The following is a 15,884-nucleotide window of genomic DNA, read 5'->3' as shown; positions in this document are numbered from 1 at the left end:
CTCGCTTGCGACTTCCTGGCTCCATTGACTCTCGGATGCTAGGCGCGCGCAAAGGTTCCGTCGCAAATTTTCCTCGGCAGCGTCTGCATGGTTCCGCTGGCCGGCACCGAATTCGTTTCCACTGCGGATGAAGGGCGGTTTCAGATCAATGTGACGACACGTCAGCGCCTTTCGGACCAGGTACCAATTAGCATATGGAGGAAGCGCTCAGCAGCCGGCGACAAGGTCCCTCCGCGACGCCTAACCACGCCTATTGTTCTTGAAATTGCCGGATTGCGTATCGGGCGGCTAATGAGAAAAGGATGTTCCCCTTGGGGCGTTGCCATCTGCGGCAGCACAGATATGCCAAGCCCGGCTTCGACAAGACCAAGGGACGTCGAAAGGTGCGTTACCTCATAGAACCATCGAAGCTTGATGCTGGACTTAGCCAAGGCCGCATCGAGAAGTGTGCGGTTCGCGCTTGACCGGTGAACCGTGATCAGAGGGTAAGGTTCCAGGTCTGCCCACCCCACTTCCGCTTTCTCCGCAAGCGCATGATCCTTGCGCGCCGCGAGAACGAACGGATCTTCAACAAGACGGTCGAACGTCAGATCCGGATCGGATGTACCCATGATGTTGATGCCGAACTCCACCTCACCCCGCGCAACGGCCTGCAAGCCGTCGGTCGCGGGCAAATCAAGGATACGGAAACGGATATTCGGATGTTCTTCATTGAACAGCCGAATGACAGTCGGCAGGAAATAAAACGCAGCGGTGGGAAGGCAGGCGATCGTCACCAGACCGCCCCGGTTGACGCCGACATCGCGAACCGCAAATAGCGAACCATCGAACTCTTCCAACATCCGGCGAACAAGCGGGAGTAATTCCGTCCCCAAAGCTGTCAAAGAGACGTGCCGTGTCGTCCGCTCCAGTAGGGGAGCGCCGATGGCCATCTCCAACTTCTGAATGCGCCGACTGAGGGCGGGCTGAGAGAGGTTAAGCGCCTCTGCAGCCCGATGAAAGCTCACGAGTTCTACGACGCTTAAGAACGCCCGGAGGTCAAGTATCTCACAATTAATGCTCATAACACATCAATCCTCCGAATCTTCGCATTTCACATATCAATCACTTTACCGCAAAGTGCAAGAAATGGGCAGATTGATCTGCCACGCGCATGAATAAGAGCGGTAACCATGAACGACCTCATTCGTATACCCTGTGTTTTGATGAGAGGTGGCACGTCCAAAGGCCCGTTTTTCCTGGCGTCGGACCTCCCTTCAGATCCGCGCCAACGCGACCAGATTTTGTTATCCGTGATGGGTTCCGGTCATCCGCTTCAAATCGACGGCATCGGCGGTGGCAACCCCGTCACGAGCAAAGTTGCCATTGTTGGACCGGCGACTGTATTGGGGGCGGATGTCGATTATCTCTTTGCCCAGGTGCGTATTGATCAGCAAATGGTCGACACATCGCCCAATTGCGGCAACATGCTTGCCGCCGTCGGTCCTTTTGCCATCGAAGCCGGCCTCGTCAAGGTAACGGGACCGATGACGCGGGTGCGAATATACAATGTGAATACGGGCAAGCTCATCGAGGCGGACGTTCCAACGCCAGGGGGCCAGGTCGCCTATCTTGGCGATGCTTCGATTGACGGCGTTCCCGGCCACGCCGCGCCGATCGCCTTGACATTCATGGATGCCGCCGGTGCCCGTACTGGCAGGCTCTTCCCCACTGGACAGCGTCTTGAGACGATCGACGGCATAGAAGTGACCTGTATCGATTGCGCCATGCCAATGATGATCCTTGAGGCAGCGGCCATCGGGGCGACCGGTTATGAAACGGCGACGGAGCTGAATGCAAACAGCGCTCTCCTCGAGCGGCTGGAAAAATTGAGGCAGCAGGCGGGCCAGCGTATGGGTATGGGTGACGTAACGGCACAAGTTGCTCCGAAACCGGTACTGATCTCAAAGCCGAAAGCCGGCGGCGATCTAAATGTGCGCTATTTCATGCCGCATCAGTGCCATCCCTCGCTCGCCACGACGGGGGCCGTCGGCATTGCTACGGCCTGCATAAGCGACAACACCGTTGCGTCCAGACTGATTGGCGGACGCAAGCCCCCGGTCGTTCTCGTTCTCGAACATCCAAGCGGACGCCTGGAGGTAAAGTTGGACTCCCGGGACGGCAAGACAGTCGCAGGCATTCTGCGTACAGCCCGCCGTCTGTTCGAGGGCCAGGTCTTTGCAAAACCTATCGCGCAAATGGTTTGCGCGGCATAATTGAAAGCGGTGGCCGGGAGGGCGCCGCACATCAGGGAGGAAATACCATGCGTAAACTCATGCTCTCGCTCGCGGCTACTGTTGTATTCGCCGGATCGGCCTTTGCGGATCCCGTCAGAATCAGCGTCGGCTCTTACAATCTGAACAATTTGCCGTTCCCCGTAGCATCGGGCCTTGGTCTCTATGAAAAGGAAGGGCTCGACGTCACCGTCGAGAATTTCGCCTCGGGCGGATCCAAGACCCTGCAGGCGCTTGTGGCAGGCTCCACAGATATAGCCGTCGGCTTCTACGATCATACGATCCAGATGCAGGCACAAAGGAAGGACGTCGTGGGTATTGTGTTGCTGGCGCGCAATTCCGGTCTTGTCCTTGCAGGCGGCAAGAACTCGACATTTGACCCGGCAAAGCCTGAGACCATCAAGGGCGCGAAAATCGGCATTACTGCTCCGGGCTCCTCATCGGATTTCTTTGTTCGCTATTATTTGCAGCGCCACAAGCTTTCTGCGGACGATGTTTCGCTGATTGGGGTCGGCTCCGGTTCAGCTGCGGTCGCCGCCCTCGAACAGGGAAAAGTTGATCTGCTGGTCAATTATGATCCCGCCGCCACATTCATCGAGGCCAAGGGCGTCGGCAAGATCCTGATTGATGCGCGCAGCGATGAAGGCGCAAAGGAGATTTACGGCGGCATCTACCCGACCTCCGTTCTCTATGCCACGCAAGCTTATATTGATGAGCATCCGGAAACGATCCAGAAGGTCGTCAACGCGACAGTTGAGGCACTGGAATGGATGAACAACAGCTCTCCTGAGGAGATTGTTCAAAAACTACCCGAAGCCTTCATTTCCGGTGACCGCGAGACTTACGTGAAGGCTGTCGCAAATGCCAAGCCGATCTTCTCCGTGGATGGGCGCTTCAATGAAGCCGAGGTTCAAACCCCGCTCGCTGTTCTGAGGAGTTTCAATGACAAGGTTGCCGCAACGGAAATCGATCTGAAGAAAACATACACCAACGCTTTCGTCGACAAAGCGCCGCGCAAAAGCACGAACTGAGGAGGAAGCCATGGCCCTGGCAGTGGTAAAACCGGTGGTGGAGGAAACCGCCCCGCAACGAAAGAAGGCGATGGTTGCCATCGACTCCGTGACAATGTCCTTCGGAACTTTTGTTGCGGTGGAGGACGTCAATCTGACGGTGGCGGACGGCGAATTCCTTGCCATCGTCGGGCCGACCGGATGCGGCAAGAGTACGATACTGAACGCAATTGCCGGGCTGCTCAAACCGGCCAGCGGCAGCGTCTCGATCGATGGCAATCGCGTCTCGGGTATTCAGAATGATATCGGCTACCTGTTCCAGCAGGATGCGCTGTTACCGTGGAAAACGGCCATCGAGAATGTCGAACTTGGCTTGCTGTTTCGAGGCGTAGGCACGTCGGACCGCCGCGAGCGATCGACCGCGTGGCTTGCCAAGGTGGGTCTTAAGGGATTCGAACAGCGATATCCCCATCAGCTTTCGGGCGGTCAGCGAAAGCGTGTTCAGATGGCCCAGGCATTGATCAGCGGTCCAAAGGTCATTTTGATGGATGAACCGTTTTCGGCGCTCGATATCCATACTCGCCATCTGATGCAGAACGAGCTCTTGCGTTTGTGGCAGGAGGAACGCAGGGCCGTGGTCATGATTACACATGATCTGGAGGAAGCCATTGCCCTCGGCGACCGGGTGGCCGTGTTGGCCGCCGGACCGCGCAGCCGGGTTATCAACAGCTTCCCTGTCGATCTTGAGCGTCCCCGCGACGTCGCCGAAATCAAACTGGATCCGCGCTTCATGGATCTGTACCGCAATATCTGGGCGTCGCTGCGCGGCGAAGTGGAGAAGAGCTATGAACGTCGCGACTGAACGATTTATCCAACTGGGCCTGCTTGTTGCCATTCTTGGCGGCTGGCAGCTCGGGGTATCCGTTGGCATCATCGATGTTTTCTTTTTCCCTGCGCCCATGGACATCTTCAACCAGATCATCAGTTGGATCATTGATCCCAATTTCTATCGTCATGTGACGATCACGCTGACGGAAACCGTTCTGGGCTATGTTATCGGAACAGGTCTAGGCGTCGCTGCTGGCGTCTGGCTTGGTCTTAGCCGTAGTGCCGCTCGCATTCTCGACCCCTTTATCAAGGGCTTGAACGCCATCCCGCGCGTCGTGCTTGCTCCGATCTTCGTGCTTTGGCTCGGTCTTGGCCTGTGGTCGAAAGTTGCGCTCGCTGTAACGCTCGTTTTCTTCATTACATTCTTCAACGCGATGCAGGGTGTGCGTGAAGTCAATCCGGTGGTGCTGGCAAACGCCCGTATTCTTGGCGCCAAGCGGTCCGAGCTTCTGCGCCACGTTTATTTCCCGGCGGCAGCAAGTTGGATTCTTTCTTCTCTGCGCACCTCTGTCGGCTTTGCAGTCGTCGGTGCGATTATTGGCGAATATCTTGGCGCGTCGGCAGGGCTTGGCTACCTGATTGCCCAGGCAGAAGGCAATTTCGATGCAGTCGGCGTCTTCGCAGGCATCATTATCCTGGCGGTTTTCGTCCTAGTGATCGACCGAATACTGGATGTGATGGAAAATCGCCTCATTAAATGGCGGCCCAATGCCTCGGAGGAACGGGCAGCCTAGTTGGAATAGTTGATGCAGGCTGATGGGTGGCCGCTACAAGAAGCGACCACCCGTACACGTGCATGCCAATATTAGCGAGCTTTTTTACCGATTCTTGTTGCAGCGGTATGAGTAGGATCCCTCTTCAGCCAGGGACCGTTCGGTTTTTCCACTCGGCCATCGCGCCGCTCGCAGGGCCAAATGACAGCGGCGATATTGTATGTTCCCTGCATTACGATTGCAGAACGCTGCGCGGACTTCCTATTGGGACACCATAGCTGATACCAATTGATTTGCTGGGACAACGGAGGCGCACAATGGATGACGGCACAGATACAAGTCGAATGGAAATGGTCGTCCTGATGACACCCGACATGGCCAACTTCAGCGGCAAGGTCCATGGCGGCGCCCTGCTCAATCTCCTGGACCGCGTCGCCTTCTCCTGTGCCTCGCGCTTCTCGAAGCAATACGCGGTCACGTTGTCCGTCGATCAGGTCGTGTTCCGCCAGCCTGTCATGGTCGGTGAATTGGTGACCTTTCGAGCCTCGATCAACTACGCCGGTCGTACCTCCATGGAGGTCGGTATTCGGGTTGAGGCCGAAGACATCCGCACCGGCGCGCGTCGACACACAAATTCCTGCTATTTCACAATGGTGGCCGTCGATACGGATGGCAAGCCAACTGCAGTGCCGCCATATAATCCAACGACAGAGATCGCGCAGCAACGCTTGCGCGCCGCAGAAGCAAGGCGAGCCTTGCGACGGGAATTCGAGACGCGATTCAGAGAGGCCGGCTCTGGCCCGGCTACATGAGCCGAGTACGCAGAGACCTCCGCGGAATCACCTCAAATGATGCGTCGGTGTTGCGATAGGGAACAGATCCAGCTCGTTTTCGTGGAAATTTCTATAAGTTTGTCCAAAGGTCCCACGGATAAACGTTCCGTCGAAATTTTTCCAATAAGCATGGATTTTCTCGGCCCGAGTGCCGCCAGAAACGCGGCTAAGCCATTTCGCTTGAGAATGCGACGGCATTATCAGGCCATGGGACATGCACACTACCTGTCGAAGCTGTTCGACTATGGACTCGATACCGAATGCCAAACCGAATTATCCTCTGGATGCATCCCTAGGCGCTGGATCAGAGCCTCACCACCGCCTTGATCAGTCCGGCCCTGTCCTCGGCGAGTTCGGGCAGGCGTTGCGGCAGGTCGCCCAGCGGCAGGATCACCGAGCAGAGGGCAGCCGTGGAGATCTTGTCCTCACGGATGGCCGCCATGACGGTTTCGAAATCTGACTGGACGGCATTGCGGCTGCCGATGATGCGAGTTTCCCGCTTGTGGAATTCCGCGTCGTCAAAACGAATATGATCCTTCACGACGCTGACGAGCACGTAACTGCTGCCATGCGCGAGTAATGAAAAGCCTGCCTCTATGGCTACCGCGGCCCCCGTCGCATCGAAGACGGTGTCGAAGCCATCGTCGCGGTCGCCTTCAAGGATCCGCGACATATCTTCATACGTATTTTGAAAACCGAACTTCTCGCGCGCCAAAGCCAGCCGCTGCGAGCTCAAATCCAAAAGGTGAACCTCCGCGCCTGCGAGCCGCGCGAAGAGCGCGGTCCCGATGCCGATCGGTCCGGCGCCCGTAACCAGAACCCGGTCGCCGGCGGCCAATCCCGAACGGGCCACCGCATGAGCCCCGATCGCCAGGAACTCGACCATGGCCGCCTGGATTTCGTCGAGTCCTTCGGCGGCTATGAGGTTGCCCGCCGGGACTGCAATACGCTGGCAGAGGCCGCCGTCGCGATGAACGCCCAAGACCGCGATGTTCGTGCAGCAATTGGGCTTGCCGCGCAGGCAAGCGCGGCATGTGCCACAGGCGATATAGGGATTGATCACGACAAGGGTGCCGGCCGCGATGCCGCCTACAGGGGTGACCAGCCGGCCACTGAGTTCATGGCCGATAACGCGTGGATAATTGAGATAAGGATGCTTGCCGGTATAGATGTGGTAATCCGTTCCGCAAATGCCGACCGCCGCGATGTCGACAAAAGCCCAGCCTTCCGGCAAGTCCCTGGGAAGAGGCCGTTCGATGAGTTCGAACCGTCCTGGTTCGACGCAGGTGCCACATAACATTCGTCTTCCTTCCTCAATTCGAACTCAGGCCTGTTTGTAGTGTTTTGGCGCATTGCGCGGCCGCCAGCCATCGGGCATCTCGCCCTTGACGATCAGGCTCAGCACATCATCCTTGGTCACTTCCTCGATGCAGTAGCCGCCGACATTGCGTCCCCGATTCATCACAACAATACGGTCACAGAGGTCGAAGACGTCGTCCATGTCGTGGCTGATGAGAAAGATGCCGATACCTTCGCTCCGCAACTGCCTGATGAGATCGGCGACCATTGCTGTCTCGGCTGGTCCGAGCGCAGCCGTCGGCTCGTCCATAATGAGGATCTTCACCTTGAAATAGATGGCACGCGCAATGGCAATGACCTGCCGCTGACCACCGGACAACCGGGAAACCGGGTCGCTCAGATTCTTGAAGTTGGGGTTGAGCCGATGCAGCACCCGGCGCGCTTCCTCCAGCATGTTCTTATCGTCAAGATTGCCCCAGCGCGTCTTCAGCTCGCGGCCGAGAAAAAGATTGGACGGAGCATCGAGATGGTCGGCAAGGGCAAGCGTTTGGTAAATTGTCTCGACCCCCTGACGTCGAGCGTCCTGAGGTGATAGAAACCGGACATCCTCGTCCCCCATCCTGATCCGGCCGGCGTTCGGCGCCATGGCACCGGAGAGAATCCGCATCAGACAGGATTTTCCCGCGCCATTATGGCCGAGGACTCCAACGACCTCTCCGGGAAAGAGGTTGACCGACACGTCTTCGACTGCGTGCACGCCGCCGAAGCTCTTCTCGATATTGATCATCTCGACCAGCGGCCGCGATCCTGTTATTTGCGCGTTCATGAGCTTTTCCTGACGAAAGAGAAGGCAGAGGCCTGAGCCTCTACCTTCTCGCGGCCCGCCGTTCAGTAGAGAACGTTCTTGGCCTCGGGAGCGGCGATATTGTCCTTGGTGACGACAACCACGCCCGTATCGATCTGCGGCTCGGCCTTCTTGCCGCCGATGATGTCGAGAATGGCCTTCACGCCGAGTTCGCCCATCTGATAGGAACCCTGGACCATGGTCGCGGCCAGCGTTCCATCCTTGACGAAGGCCTGCAGATCTTCGTTGCCGTCAAATCCGATGGCGACAACTTGGCCCACCTTGCCGGCCTGGACGATTGCACGCCCCATGCCGACCGCGGTCGGCTCGTTGGCACCGAAGATGCCTTTGAGATCCGGATTGGCGGCAAGCACGTCGGTCGTCTGGTTGAGCGCCGTCGCCATCTGGGACTGCGAATAGTATGGGCCGACGATTTCCAGCTTGGAATTCGCCTTCAGATGATCGACGAAGCAGCCGACGCGACCGACTTCCGAGCCGACGCCCGCCACATAGGACATAACGGCCACCTTGCCTTCTTTCCCGACCTTGTCGATCATCATCGTCGCGGCAAGCTTGCCGGCCTCGCAGTTATCTGTCGAAAGGAAGGTCTGGAAGGTGCCCTTGCTGGCATCCGAGAGCGCGGAGTCGATGATGGCGACCGGGATACCGGCTTCGTTGGCCTTTTTGACGGCCGGAGCGAGTGCATCCGGATCCGACGGTGCGAGCACGATGCCAATCACGCCGCGATTGATAGCGTTTTCGACCATGCTGAGTTCGTCGGCAATCGCGGATTCCGTGGCCGGGCCGTTGAAGGTCATCGTATGTTCGCTCTGGCTGGTGATCGCGGCAGACGCGCCCTTGTTGACATTCTGCCAGAAGTTCGAGTTGGTTGTCTTGACGATCACCGCGATTTCCCCCGCCATGACGGTGGCGGGCGCGGCGATCATCGTGCTTGCCAGAAACAGTGCTTTCAAGGTCTTCTTCATGTTCTCCTCCTCTGATGAAGACAGTTTGCCGGTTAACGGCGGCTTCTCAACTGATCGACATAGACCGCCATGATGACGACAAAGCCGATGATGATTTGCTGGATGAAGGCTGAGACGCCGGCCATGTTCAGGCCGTTGCGCAGGACGCCGATGATGAACGCGCCGATCATGGTTCCGGAAACGGTGCCGACCCCGCCCATCAACGACGCCCCGCCGATGACGGCCGCAGCGATCGCGTCGAGCTCGTACATGACGCCCTCATTGGGCTGGGCAGTAACCAGTCGGGACATCAAAACGATCCCCGCCAGTCCGGCGAGCGCGCCGGACATGACATAGGCGGCCAGTTTGGTTCGATCGACCTCGACACCGGAAAGCCGCGCGGCTTCCTCATTCGAACCAGTGGCATAGATGTGACGGCCGATGGAGCGGCGGCGCAGCATGTAGGCGACAGTCACGGCGACGACGGCAAGCAGAATCGCCGGATAGGGAATCCCCGGAAAAATGACCTTGGGCAGCCCGTTCGAACCCATGCCGATGACCCGGAAAAGCGAACCGTTGCCCAACTTGCCGAACGCCTCGCCCAACTGCGAAATCGGAGCGGCGCCAGTGATCTGCAAGGCAATGCCTCGCGCGATCAGCATCATGCCGAGTGTGGCGACAAATGGCGTGATGCGCATCTTCGTGACCACGATCCCATTGACCACCCCACACAGAGCTCCGACCACGATTCCCATGGCCATGCCGAGCGGTACAGGAATTCCGAACTTTACCGCCAGCCCAGCCACGGTTCCGGAAAGCGCCAGTACCGAACCGACGCTGAGATCGATACCGCCGGTCAGGATCACCAACGTCATTCCGATCCCGAGCAGGCCGATGACCGACGTTTGCAACAGCACCGTCAGCCCGTTGCCGACGCTCAGGAAGGCGGCATTGCCGAAGGCGAACAGTCCAACCAGCATCAAAAGCGTGAATAGCGCTGAAAGCTTATGCAGGGCATCCGATGAAATTTTGACCCCAGCTAACGGCACAACAAGCCGTTCCACTTCAACTGACATAACGCCCCTCCCTGAGCGGTATAAAATAATTAAATGCAGACTGCAGGTCGAAACACCCGCTGTCAATTGTTTTTAATTATTGTCGACACCTGTCGTTTGGTCTATTGGGAGCTACGACAGGAGGCTCTCGCAATGGCGCGGACAGACGAACGTTTCAGGGCGACTTTCAATGCGGTTCTTGAGGAGTGTTCCGCGTTGAAACCAGGTGATTTGCTGGCTTCGGAACTGGCGCTTGCTGCGCAATTTGACGTGAGCCGTACAGTGATCCGTTCAATCCTCGAACGCCTGGACATGATCGGGGTAGTGCAATGGAAGGGACGCCAGAAAGCGCTCATGCGGATGCCGCGCCAAGACGAATGGCTGACGGTAAGTGCGAGCCAGGTTTCTCCCGAAGAGCTCGAACGTCAGTTTCTTTACTGGATCCTGCGCTTCGACGTTCCGCCGGGCACGCCACTCAATGTCGCCGAACTTGCCCGACAGTTTCGGGTCAGCGTCCACGGCCTGCAGGAGTTTTTAGCGTCGCTCAGCCGGTTCGGCCTTGTCAAACGGCGGCCCAAAAACGGTTGGGAGCTTGTTGGATTCACTTCTGATTTCGCGATCGAGCTTTCCGATTTCCGCATGATGATTGAGCTCAATGCGATTTCGCAGCTCATCGCGCTGCCCGACAGCCACCAGATTTGGCACAAGATAGAGGAGCTCGACGAGGCGCATCGCGCGCTTGCAGCGGCAATCGATGCGCGTTTTCACGATTTTTCCCTGCTGGACGAGCGCTTTCACCTGGCGATAGGCAGCATCACGCGCAATCGCTTCGTCGCCGAATTCCAGAAAGTGATTTCCTTGATTTTCCACTACCATTACCAGTGGGATAAGAAGGACGAACGCGAGCGTAACGCAGCCGCAATCGACGAACATCTTAGACTGATCGCGGCCCTGAAAGCGCGCGACGAAACCGCAGCGCTCGCGGCAGCGCGCGATCACCTTCGCACATCGAAGCAGACGCTACTCTCCTCGCTGCGCATTCACGCCCTATCCTAGCGGGTCGAAGATGGCATCACCGCCCTCGGGCCACCGCGCATGGATCGCATGGAGATTGCGGGGCAAGGACCGCGTTCTTCCAGGCATGCCTCGTTCTCGTGCACACCAAGGCCAAACGCGCCGATGCGGCGCCCTTGCTTAAGCCCAAGAGCGTCGCAAGCAGCCCGCCGGAAGTCCGTCGGGCTCCTTGGGTCAATCGAAATCCTTGACGTTTTCGGATGTAACAAGCCCCGCCCCAGTGTCGACATTGGCATCCACCGCCTCACCCTGGATGGCCTTGACTACGGTCGCAATGCCAAGCTCACCCATCTTCGCCGGGAATTGCGCGACGCTCGCATCTTCCGTTCCGGCTCTGATCGCTTCAAGTTCGCCGCAACAGGCGTCAAAACCCACAAGAATGATTTTATCGTTAGCAACATTCGCGTTGGCCAGCGACTTGACGGCCCCGGGAATTGGCGGACCGCACGCCGCGTAGATCGCCTTCAGATCCGGATTGGCCGTCAAGATGTCTTCGGTGACGGAAGTGCCGAGTTCGAGCGTGCAGTTGGTCGCGCCCTTTGCGACGACGTTGACCTTGACGCCGCCCAAGCCCTCCATCATCCCGGTGACGCGTTCGTCCAGCGCCGGCACACCCGGCACGCCTTCCAGAATTGCGATCTTGTCGCCGTCCTTGAGCTTGGTCTTCAGGAACTCGCCGGCGATCTTGCCGCCGTTGAGGTTGTTGGTGGATACCAGCGCCGTCTGGCTTTTCCAGCCAGGGATGCTGTTGTCGACCAGCACGACCTTGATGCCGGCGGCGACGGCTTTGTCGAGCGCGGGTGCGACGGTGGGATCGACGGGCGTAATCGCCAGTCCCTTGACGCCTTGCGTGATCATCGATTCGATCAGAGCGATCTGACCTTCGATGTCGGTTGCTGACTGACCTTGGCCGGTGACGAGCTCGATCCCGGGGTGGTCGGCTGCGTATTTTTTGGCGGCCTCCTCCATCGTCGAATAGAACGGCACCGGAAATTTGGTGATCAGTCCGATTTTGACGCTCTCGGCGGCAACCGCCGCATTGGCCATCACGGCGACCAGCACCGGTCCCATAAAGAACTGCAGTTTCATCGCGCTTCCTCCCTGTTTTGACGGGCCCTGCGACGGCTCCTCGCGGCCGCCTTTCGAACCCGCCATTTTTTTGGCTCAAGCCCCGACGATCATCGAGACCAGTTCCTGTTTGTTGTCCCGTGTCGGAACGAGCTCGCCGACTCTCCGCCCTTGTCGGAGTACCACGGCTCGACCGGCAAGTTCCGTCACGTGCTCCATATTGTGGGTGATCAAAATGATCGCATTTCCGCGGTCGCGCAGCGCGCCGATGAGGTCGAGCACCTTGCGAGATTCGCGCTGGCCGAGCGCCGCGGTCGGTTCGTCCAGGATGACCACCTTGCGGGCGAAGACCGCCGAGCGGGCGACGGCGATGGCCTGGCGCTGTCCGCCGGACATCAACGCCACGACCGCGTCAAGGTGGGGCAGCGACACATTGAGCGATTGGATCAACGAGCGCGTCTGTTCGTCCATCCTCCGCTTGTCGAGGAAGCGCATGGCGCGCGGTAGCCATTTCGGACCGGCAATCTCGCGTCCGGCGAAGAAGTTCTGTGCCGGGGTAAGGTTGTCGAAGAGCGCGAGGTCTTGATAGACAGTCTCGATGCCGGCCGACCGCGCGTCGGCGGGCGACCGCAGAACGTTGGCCGCGCCGTCTATCACGACGTCGCCTGCGTCCAGCCGGTGGACGCCGCTGATGCACTTGATAAGCGTGGATTTGCCCGCGCCGTTGTCTCCGAGCAGGGCGAGGATCTCGCCGCGATGGACGTCGATGCTGACGTCGTCGAGCGCAACCACCGAGCCGAAACGCTTGCAAGCACCGCGGACGGACAACACGGGATGTTGCGGATGTGCGGCGAGCTGGTGCTGCGTCATGGTCCGGTCTCCGCCCGCAGCACACGCATGCGGGACTCGAGATGATTGCGCAGCACGTCGGCCTCGACGGCGACGACAATGACGACCCCGATGACGATCAGCTGGTAAAACACCCCGACGTTCAAGAGATTGAGGGCATTGCGGATCACGCCGATCATGATCGCTCCGATCAGGGCGTGGCCGATGTGCCCGCGACCCCCGAGAAAACTGGCTCCGCCGATGATGACCGCAGCTATGGTGTCGAGCTCCAGCAGATTGCCGAACAGCGGCGATCCCGCATCGGTGCGGCCGGCGAGAAGTACGGCTCCAATGCCTGCGCAGGTCCCCGAAATGACGTAGGCCGAAACCAAGACCGCGGAAACCGGTATGCCCATGCGGACGGCGGCGTCGGCCCTGCCACCCACGGCATACATCCAGCGGCCCCAGACCGTCGACTGCGTCAGGAGAAACATCAGCCCCGCAACCCCCGCGACCACAAATACCGACCCGGGAAGCCCGGCAAAGGCCTCCTGGCCCAAGCTCCGGATGGCTGGCGGCATCCCCGGAATCGCGCGGCCGTCGGCAAGCTCGAGGGCGATGCCTTTGGCAATGCTGAGCGTCGCCAACGTAATGATAAACGGGTGCGGCAGGCGTCCGTATACGTAAAACAGGCCGTTGACGGCACCGACGGCCGCGCCGGCCGCAACCATAACGGCAACGACCGTCAGCGTCGAAGCGCCGGCGTGAAAGCTCAGCGCCCCGAGCACCGAAGCCAGTGCGAGGTTCGATCCGACCGAAAGGTCGATCCCCTTGGTCAGGATGACCAGATGCTGTCCCATGGCGACGACGCAGATCACCGCGGTCTGCGCGAGGATGTTGCCGAGATTGCGCGGCGACAGAAAGTATGGCGACAGGAGGCTCAAGACCAAAACGAGCCCGATCAAAATGAGGACAGCACCTGCACCGAGCAACTTGAGGCCAACGGCCACTGCGATGTTCTCGCTGTTCGCAACAGCGGCGCGCGGTTCAGCGACTTCTCGTTCAAGCGATTCGTCCGTCCCCGTCAACACAACCTCCTGATGACAATGCAACCCGGGGTTTGTATTCTTATCGATAAAAAGCCGCAGGACTGGACGAAGGTCAAGTTGTTTTTTATAAGTAATGTGCAACAACAAAAGACAGGCGCATCTGTGAAGCCCGATTCAGTTTTCAAGAAAGCTTTCAACCGTACGCTGCAACTGATCGAGGCCGGCGACGTCGACATCGGCGCAACCTCCGAGAACGCTCTGCGGGCAAGGATCGGCGTCAGCCGCACCACCGTGCGCAAGGTGCTTAGCGAGCTCGATGCCCGCAGCATCACGCAGGCGTCCGGCAACCGGCCGAGGGCTGGCAGGCCCATATCGAAATCCGACTATTTTCCCGATCCGGAGACGACATCGAAACGCCAGCATGTCGAAGAACAGTTCATGGAGTGGATGCTGCGCGGGGACACCCAGCCAGGCACGCTCATTAACGAACTGCAGCTGGCGAGGCAGTTTGGCGTGGCAACAAACGGCATCAGAGAATTCCTGATCCGCTTCAGCCGCTTCGGACTCATCGAGAAAAAGCAGAATTCAGGATGGCTGTTCAAGGGATTCACCGAGGAGTTCGCGCTCGAACTTTTCGAGATCCGCGTCATGTTCGAGTTGCGCTCGGCAATCCTCTTCGCCGAACTACCCGATGACTCGCCCTTGTGGACGGAACTTGCCGCACTGAAAACGGCGCACCAACAGTTGCTGCTGGAAATCGGCCGGCGCTTCCACGATTTTTCGCGGTTGGACAATCGTCTGCACCGCCTTATAAATCGCGCTGCGCCGAACCGCTTCATCGACGATTTCTACGAGGTCATTACCCTGATCTTCCACTACCACTACCAGTGGAACAAGAAAGATGAACTGCAGCGCAACGAGGCGGCGATACGCGAGCACCTCGCCTACATCGACGCGCTGTCGAGCGGCGACGCGCATGAAATCGAGCGCGCATGCCTCCGCCACATGACCTCGGCGCGGACAACCCTGGTTCGCTCGATTCAGGTGGCCGCTTGACCTTCCGCTTGCACGCGGTCCTGGCGAGCTATGGTCTATTGTAGCCCACGAGTATCTTGTGCCAGGGCTGAATGGTTCGAGCCGTCCTCAACGCGGTTGTTCGCTGGCATCATTGGCAATAAAGGCGTGCAAGGCTGCCGCTACAGGGGTTCCAACGACGGCAAGATCGCGTACGGTACTCATGTGATCCCCATCAGTAATGTGCGATGCTCTCACTTCAAGTCCTTGGGCGGCAAGAATGTTCCTGAAGGCATTTGCCTGGATTTTGAAGGGGTGAGTTTCCAGTTCGCCCGTCATGATAGCGACGCGCGTTGCAGGATCGTGCTCGCGATGCATCGGCGTAAACCGTCGCACCTCCTCGTCGCTCAAGGCGATCTCGTCACGCAGGAAAGACGTCTGCAAGGGTGCGAGATCGTATAGCCCGCCAAGCAAGAAGGCAGCAACTACGCCCGAGGGCGCTACTGAGCGATTGAAGAGAAAGGTCGCAAGATGGGCACCAGCGGAGTGGCCACTGACGGAAAATCTGCTGGGCGTGGCACCAAAGCGATCGGCATGCGCCAGCAAAAAAGCCTTGGCATTCAGGACCTGACCGATCAGGACGTCCATCCTCGCCATGGGCATCAACGAATAATCGACGATGGCAGCAACCGCGCCAGCGCGTGTAACGGTCTCAGCGACGCAGGAATAGTCCTCCTTGGAAAACATACGCCAATAGCCGCCATGAATAAACATGTGGATCGGCATGTCCGAGCCGGTACCATTTGGCAGGAAGATGTCGAGAGTCTCGCCCGGCTCACCACCGTAGGCGACGTTGGCCTCCATGGCGACGGTGCGGCGAGTGGCGATGCTGCGGGTACGAATATCGTCGACAATGTCGTCAAAACTTGCGACATGGTCACGAATGCGGAACGGATCGGCGGTCACAGCTT

Annotated in this window: 16 protein-coding genes; 7 read left to right on the top strand and 9 right to left on the bottom strand. The window is 58.6% G+C overall.

What is annotated here, in order from left to right:
* Nucleotides 1-161 precede the first annotated feature (161 nt).
* Nucleotides 162-1,064 carry a LysR family transcriptional regulator gene (locus N8E88_RS18635; RefSeq protein WP_262294973.1) on the bottom strand — a complete coding sequence of 301 codons (903 nt, stop codon included), beginning with the start codon at nucleotides 1,062-1,064 and terminating at the stop codon, nucleotides 162-164.
* Nucleotides 1,065-1,172: 108 nt separating this feature from the next.
* On the opposite strand from N8E88_RS18635, the gene N8E88_RS18630 reads away from it, so the two are divergent.
* The 5 genes from N8E88_RS18630 to N8E88_RS18610 all read left to right on the top strand — a co-directional run bounded on the left by N8E88_RS18630 (nucleotide 1,173) and on the right by N8E88_RS18610 (nucleotide 5,696).
* On the top strand, nucleotides 1,173-2,255 hold the full coding sequence (locus tag N8E88_RS18630) for a 4-oxalomesaconate tautomerase (RefSeq protein ID WP_262294972.1): 1,083 nt from the start codon (nucleotides 1,173-1,175) through the stop codon (nucleotides 2,253-2,255).
* Nucleotides 2,256-2,302: 47 nt separating this feature from the next.
* Entirely contained in the window at nucleotides 2,303-3,304 is a 1,002-nt protein-coding gene (locus N8E88_RS18625; RefSeq protein WP_262294971.1) for an ABC transporter substrate-binding protein, read from the top strand.
* Nucleotides 3,305-3,314: 10 nt separating this feature from the next.
* Nucleotides 3,315-4,145, top strand: coding sequence for an ABC transporter ATP-binding protein (locus N8E88_RS18620; RefSeq protein WP_262294970.1), 831 nt, complete (start codon nucleotides 3,315-3,317; stop codon nucleotides 4,143-4,145).
* A complete protein-coding gene (locus tag N8E88_RS18615) occupies nucleotides 4,129-4,905 on the top strand; it encodes an ABC transporter permease (RefSeq protein WP_262294969.1) in 777 nt (258 codons plus the stop codon). The genes N8E88_RS18620 and N8E88_RS18615 overlap by 17 nt, the downstream gene beginning before the upstream one ends.
* A 296-nt stretch (nucleotides 4,906-5,201) precedes the next feature.
* Nucleotides 5,202-5,696: an acyl-CoA thioesterase gene (locus N8E88_RS18610; protein WP_262294968.1), complete on the top strand. Its 495-nt coding sequence runs from the start codon at nucleotides 5,202-5,204 to the stop codon at nucleotides 5,694-5,696.
* A 325-nt stretch (nucleotides 5,697-6,021) separates the two neighbouring features.
* On the opposite strand, the gene N8E88_RS18605 is transcribed toward N8E88_RS18610, so the two are convergent.
* The 4 genes from N8E88_RS18605 to N8E88_RS18590 form a co-directional block, all read right to left on the bottom strand.
* A complete protein-coding gene (locus tag N8E88_RS18605) occupies nucleotides 6,022-7,017 on the bottom strand; it encodes a zinc-binding alcohol dehydrogenase family protein (protein ID WP_262294967.1) in 996 nt (331 codons plus the stop codon).
* Between the two features lie 24 nt (nucleotides 7,018-7,041).
* Complete coding sequence (locus N8E88_RS18600) at nucleotides 7,042-7,842, bottom strand: ATP-binding cassette domain-containing protein (RefSeq protein ID WP_262294966.1); 801 nt, start codon at nucleotides 7,840-7,842, stop codon at nucleotides 7,042-7,044.
* Between the two features lie 62 nt (nucleotides 7,843-7,904).
* Nucleotides 7,905-8,846, bottom strand: coding sequence for an ABC transporter substrate-binding protein (locus tag N8E88_RS18595; protein ID WP_262294965.1), 942 nt, complete (start codon nucleotides 8,844-8,846; stop codon nucleotides 7,905-7,907).
* Nucleotides 8,847-8,878: 32 nt separating this feature from the next.
* Nucleotides 8,879-9,901 (bottom strand): ABC transporter permease, encoded by a 1,023-nt coding sequence (locus N8E88_RS18590; RefSeq protein ID WP_262294964.1) that lies wholly within the window; start codon nucleotides 9,899-9,901, stop codon nucleotides 8,879-8,881.
* A 132-nt stretch (nucleotides 9,902-10,033) separates the two neighbouring features.
* On the opposite strand from N8E88_RS18590, the gene N8E88_RS18585 reads away from it, so the two are divergent.
* Nucleotides 10,034-10,936 (top strand): GntR family transcriptional regulator, encoded by a 903-nt coding sequence (locus tag N8E88_RS18585; RefSeq protein ID WP_262294963.1) that lies wholly within the window; start codon nucleotides 10,034-10,036, stop codon nucleotides 10,934-10,936.
* Between the two features lie 192 nt (nucleotides 10,937-11,128).
* Here the strand turns inward: N8E88_RS18585 and N8E88_RS18580 are convergent, their stop codons facing one another.
* From N8E88_RS18580 to N8E88_RS18570, 3 genes are all read right to left on the bottom strand, one after another.
* The gene (locus N8E88_RS18580) at nucleotides 11,129-12,043 is read right to left on the bottom strand and encodes a sugar ABC transporter substrate-binding protein (protein WP_262294962.1); all 915 of its coding nucleotides are present in this window, start codon (nucleotides 12,041-12,043) and stop codon (nucleotides 11,129-11,131) included.
* Between the two features lie 75 nt (nucleotides 12,044-12,118).
* A complete protein-coding gene (locus tag N8E88_RS18575; RefSeq protein ID WP_262294961.1) occupies nucleotides 12,119-12,892 on the bottom strand; it encodes an ATP-binding cassette domain-containing protein in 774 nt (257 codons plus the stop codon).
* Nucleotides 12,889-13,866 carry an ABC transporter permease gene (locus N8E88_RS18570; RefSeq protein WP_262295526.1) on the bottom strand — a complete coding sequence of 326 codons (978 nt, stop codon included), beginning with the start codon at nucleotides 13,864-13,866 and terminating at the stop codon, nucleotides 12,889-12,891. The genes N8E88_RS18575 and N8E88_RS18570 overlap by 4 nt, the downstream gene beginning before the upstream one ends.
* 195 nt (nucleotides 13,867-14,061) lie before the next feature.
* Here N8E88_RS18570 and N8E88_RS18565 point away from each other — a divergent pair, with 195 nt between their 5' ends.
* A complete protein-coding gene (locus N8E88_RS18565) occupies nucleotides 14,062-14,955 on the top strand; it encodes a GntR family transcriptional regulator (RefSeq protein ID WP_262294960.1) in 894 nt (297 codons plus the stop codon).
* A gap of 87 nt (nucleotides 14,956-15,042) precedes the next feature.
* Here the strand turns inward: N8E88_RS18565 and N8E88_RS18560 are convergent, their stop codons facing one another.
* Nucleotides 15,043-15,879: an alpha/beta hydrolase gene (locus N8E88_RS18560; protein ID WP_262294959.1), complete on the bottom strand. Its 837-nt coding sequence runs from the start codon at nucleotides 15,877-15,879 to the stop codon at nucleotides 15,043-15,045.
* Nucleotides 15,880-15,884 lie beyond the last annotated feature (5 nt).

The sequence above is a fragment of the Phyllobacterium zundukense genome (assembly GCF_025452195.1).
Classification (GTDB): Bacteria; Pseudomonadota; Alphaproteobacteria; order Rhizobiales; family Rhizobiaceae; genus Phyllobacterium; species Phyllobacterium zundukense_A.
This window is presented reverse-complemented; position numbering and strand designations above follow the sequence as displayed.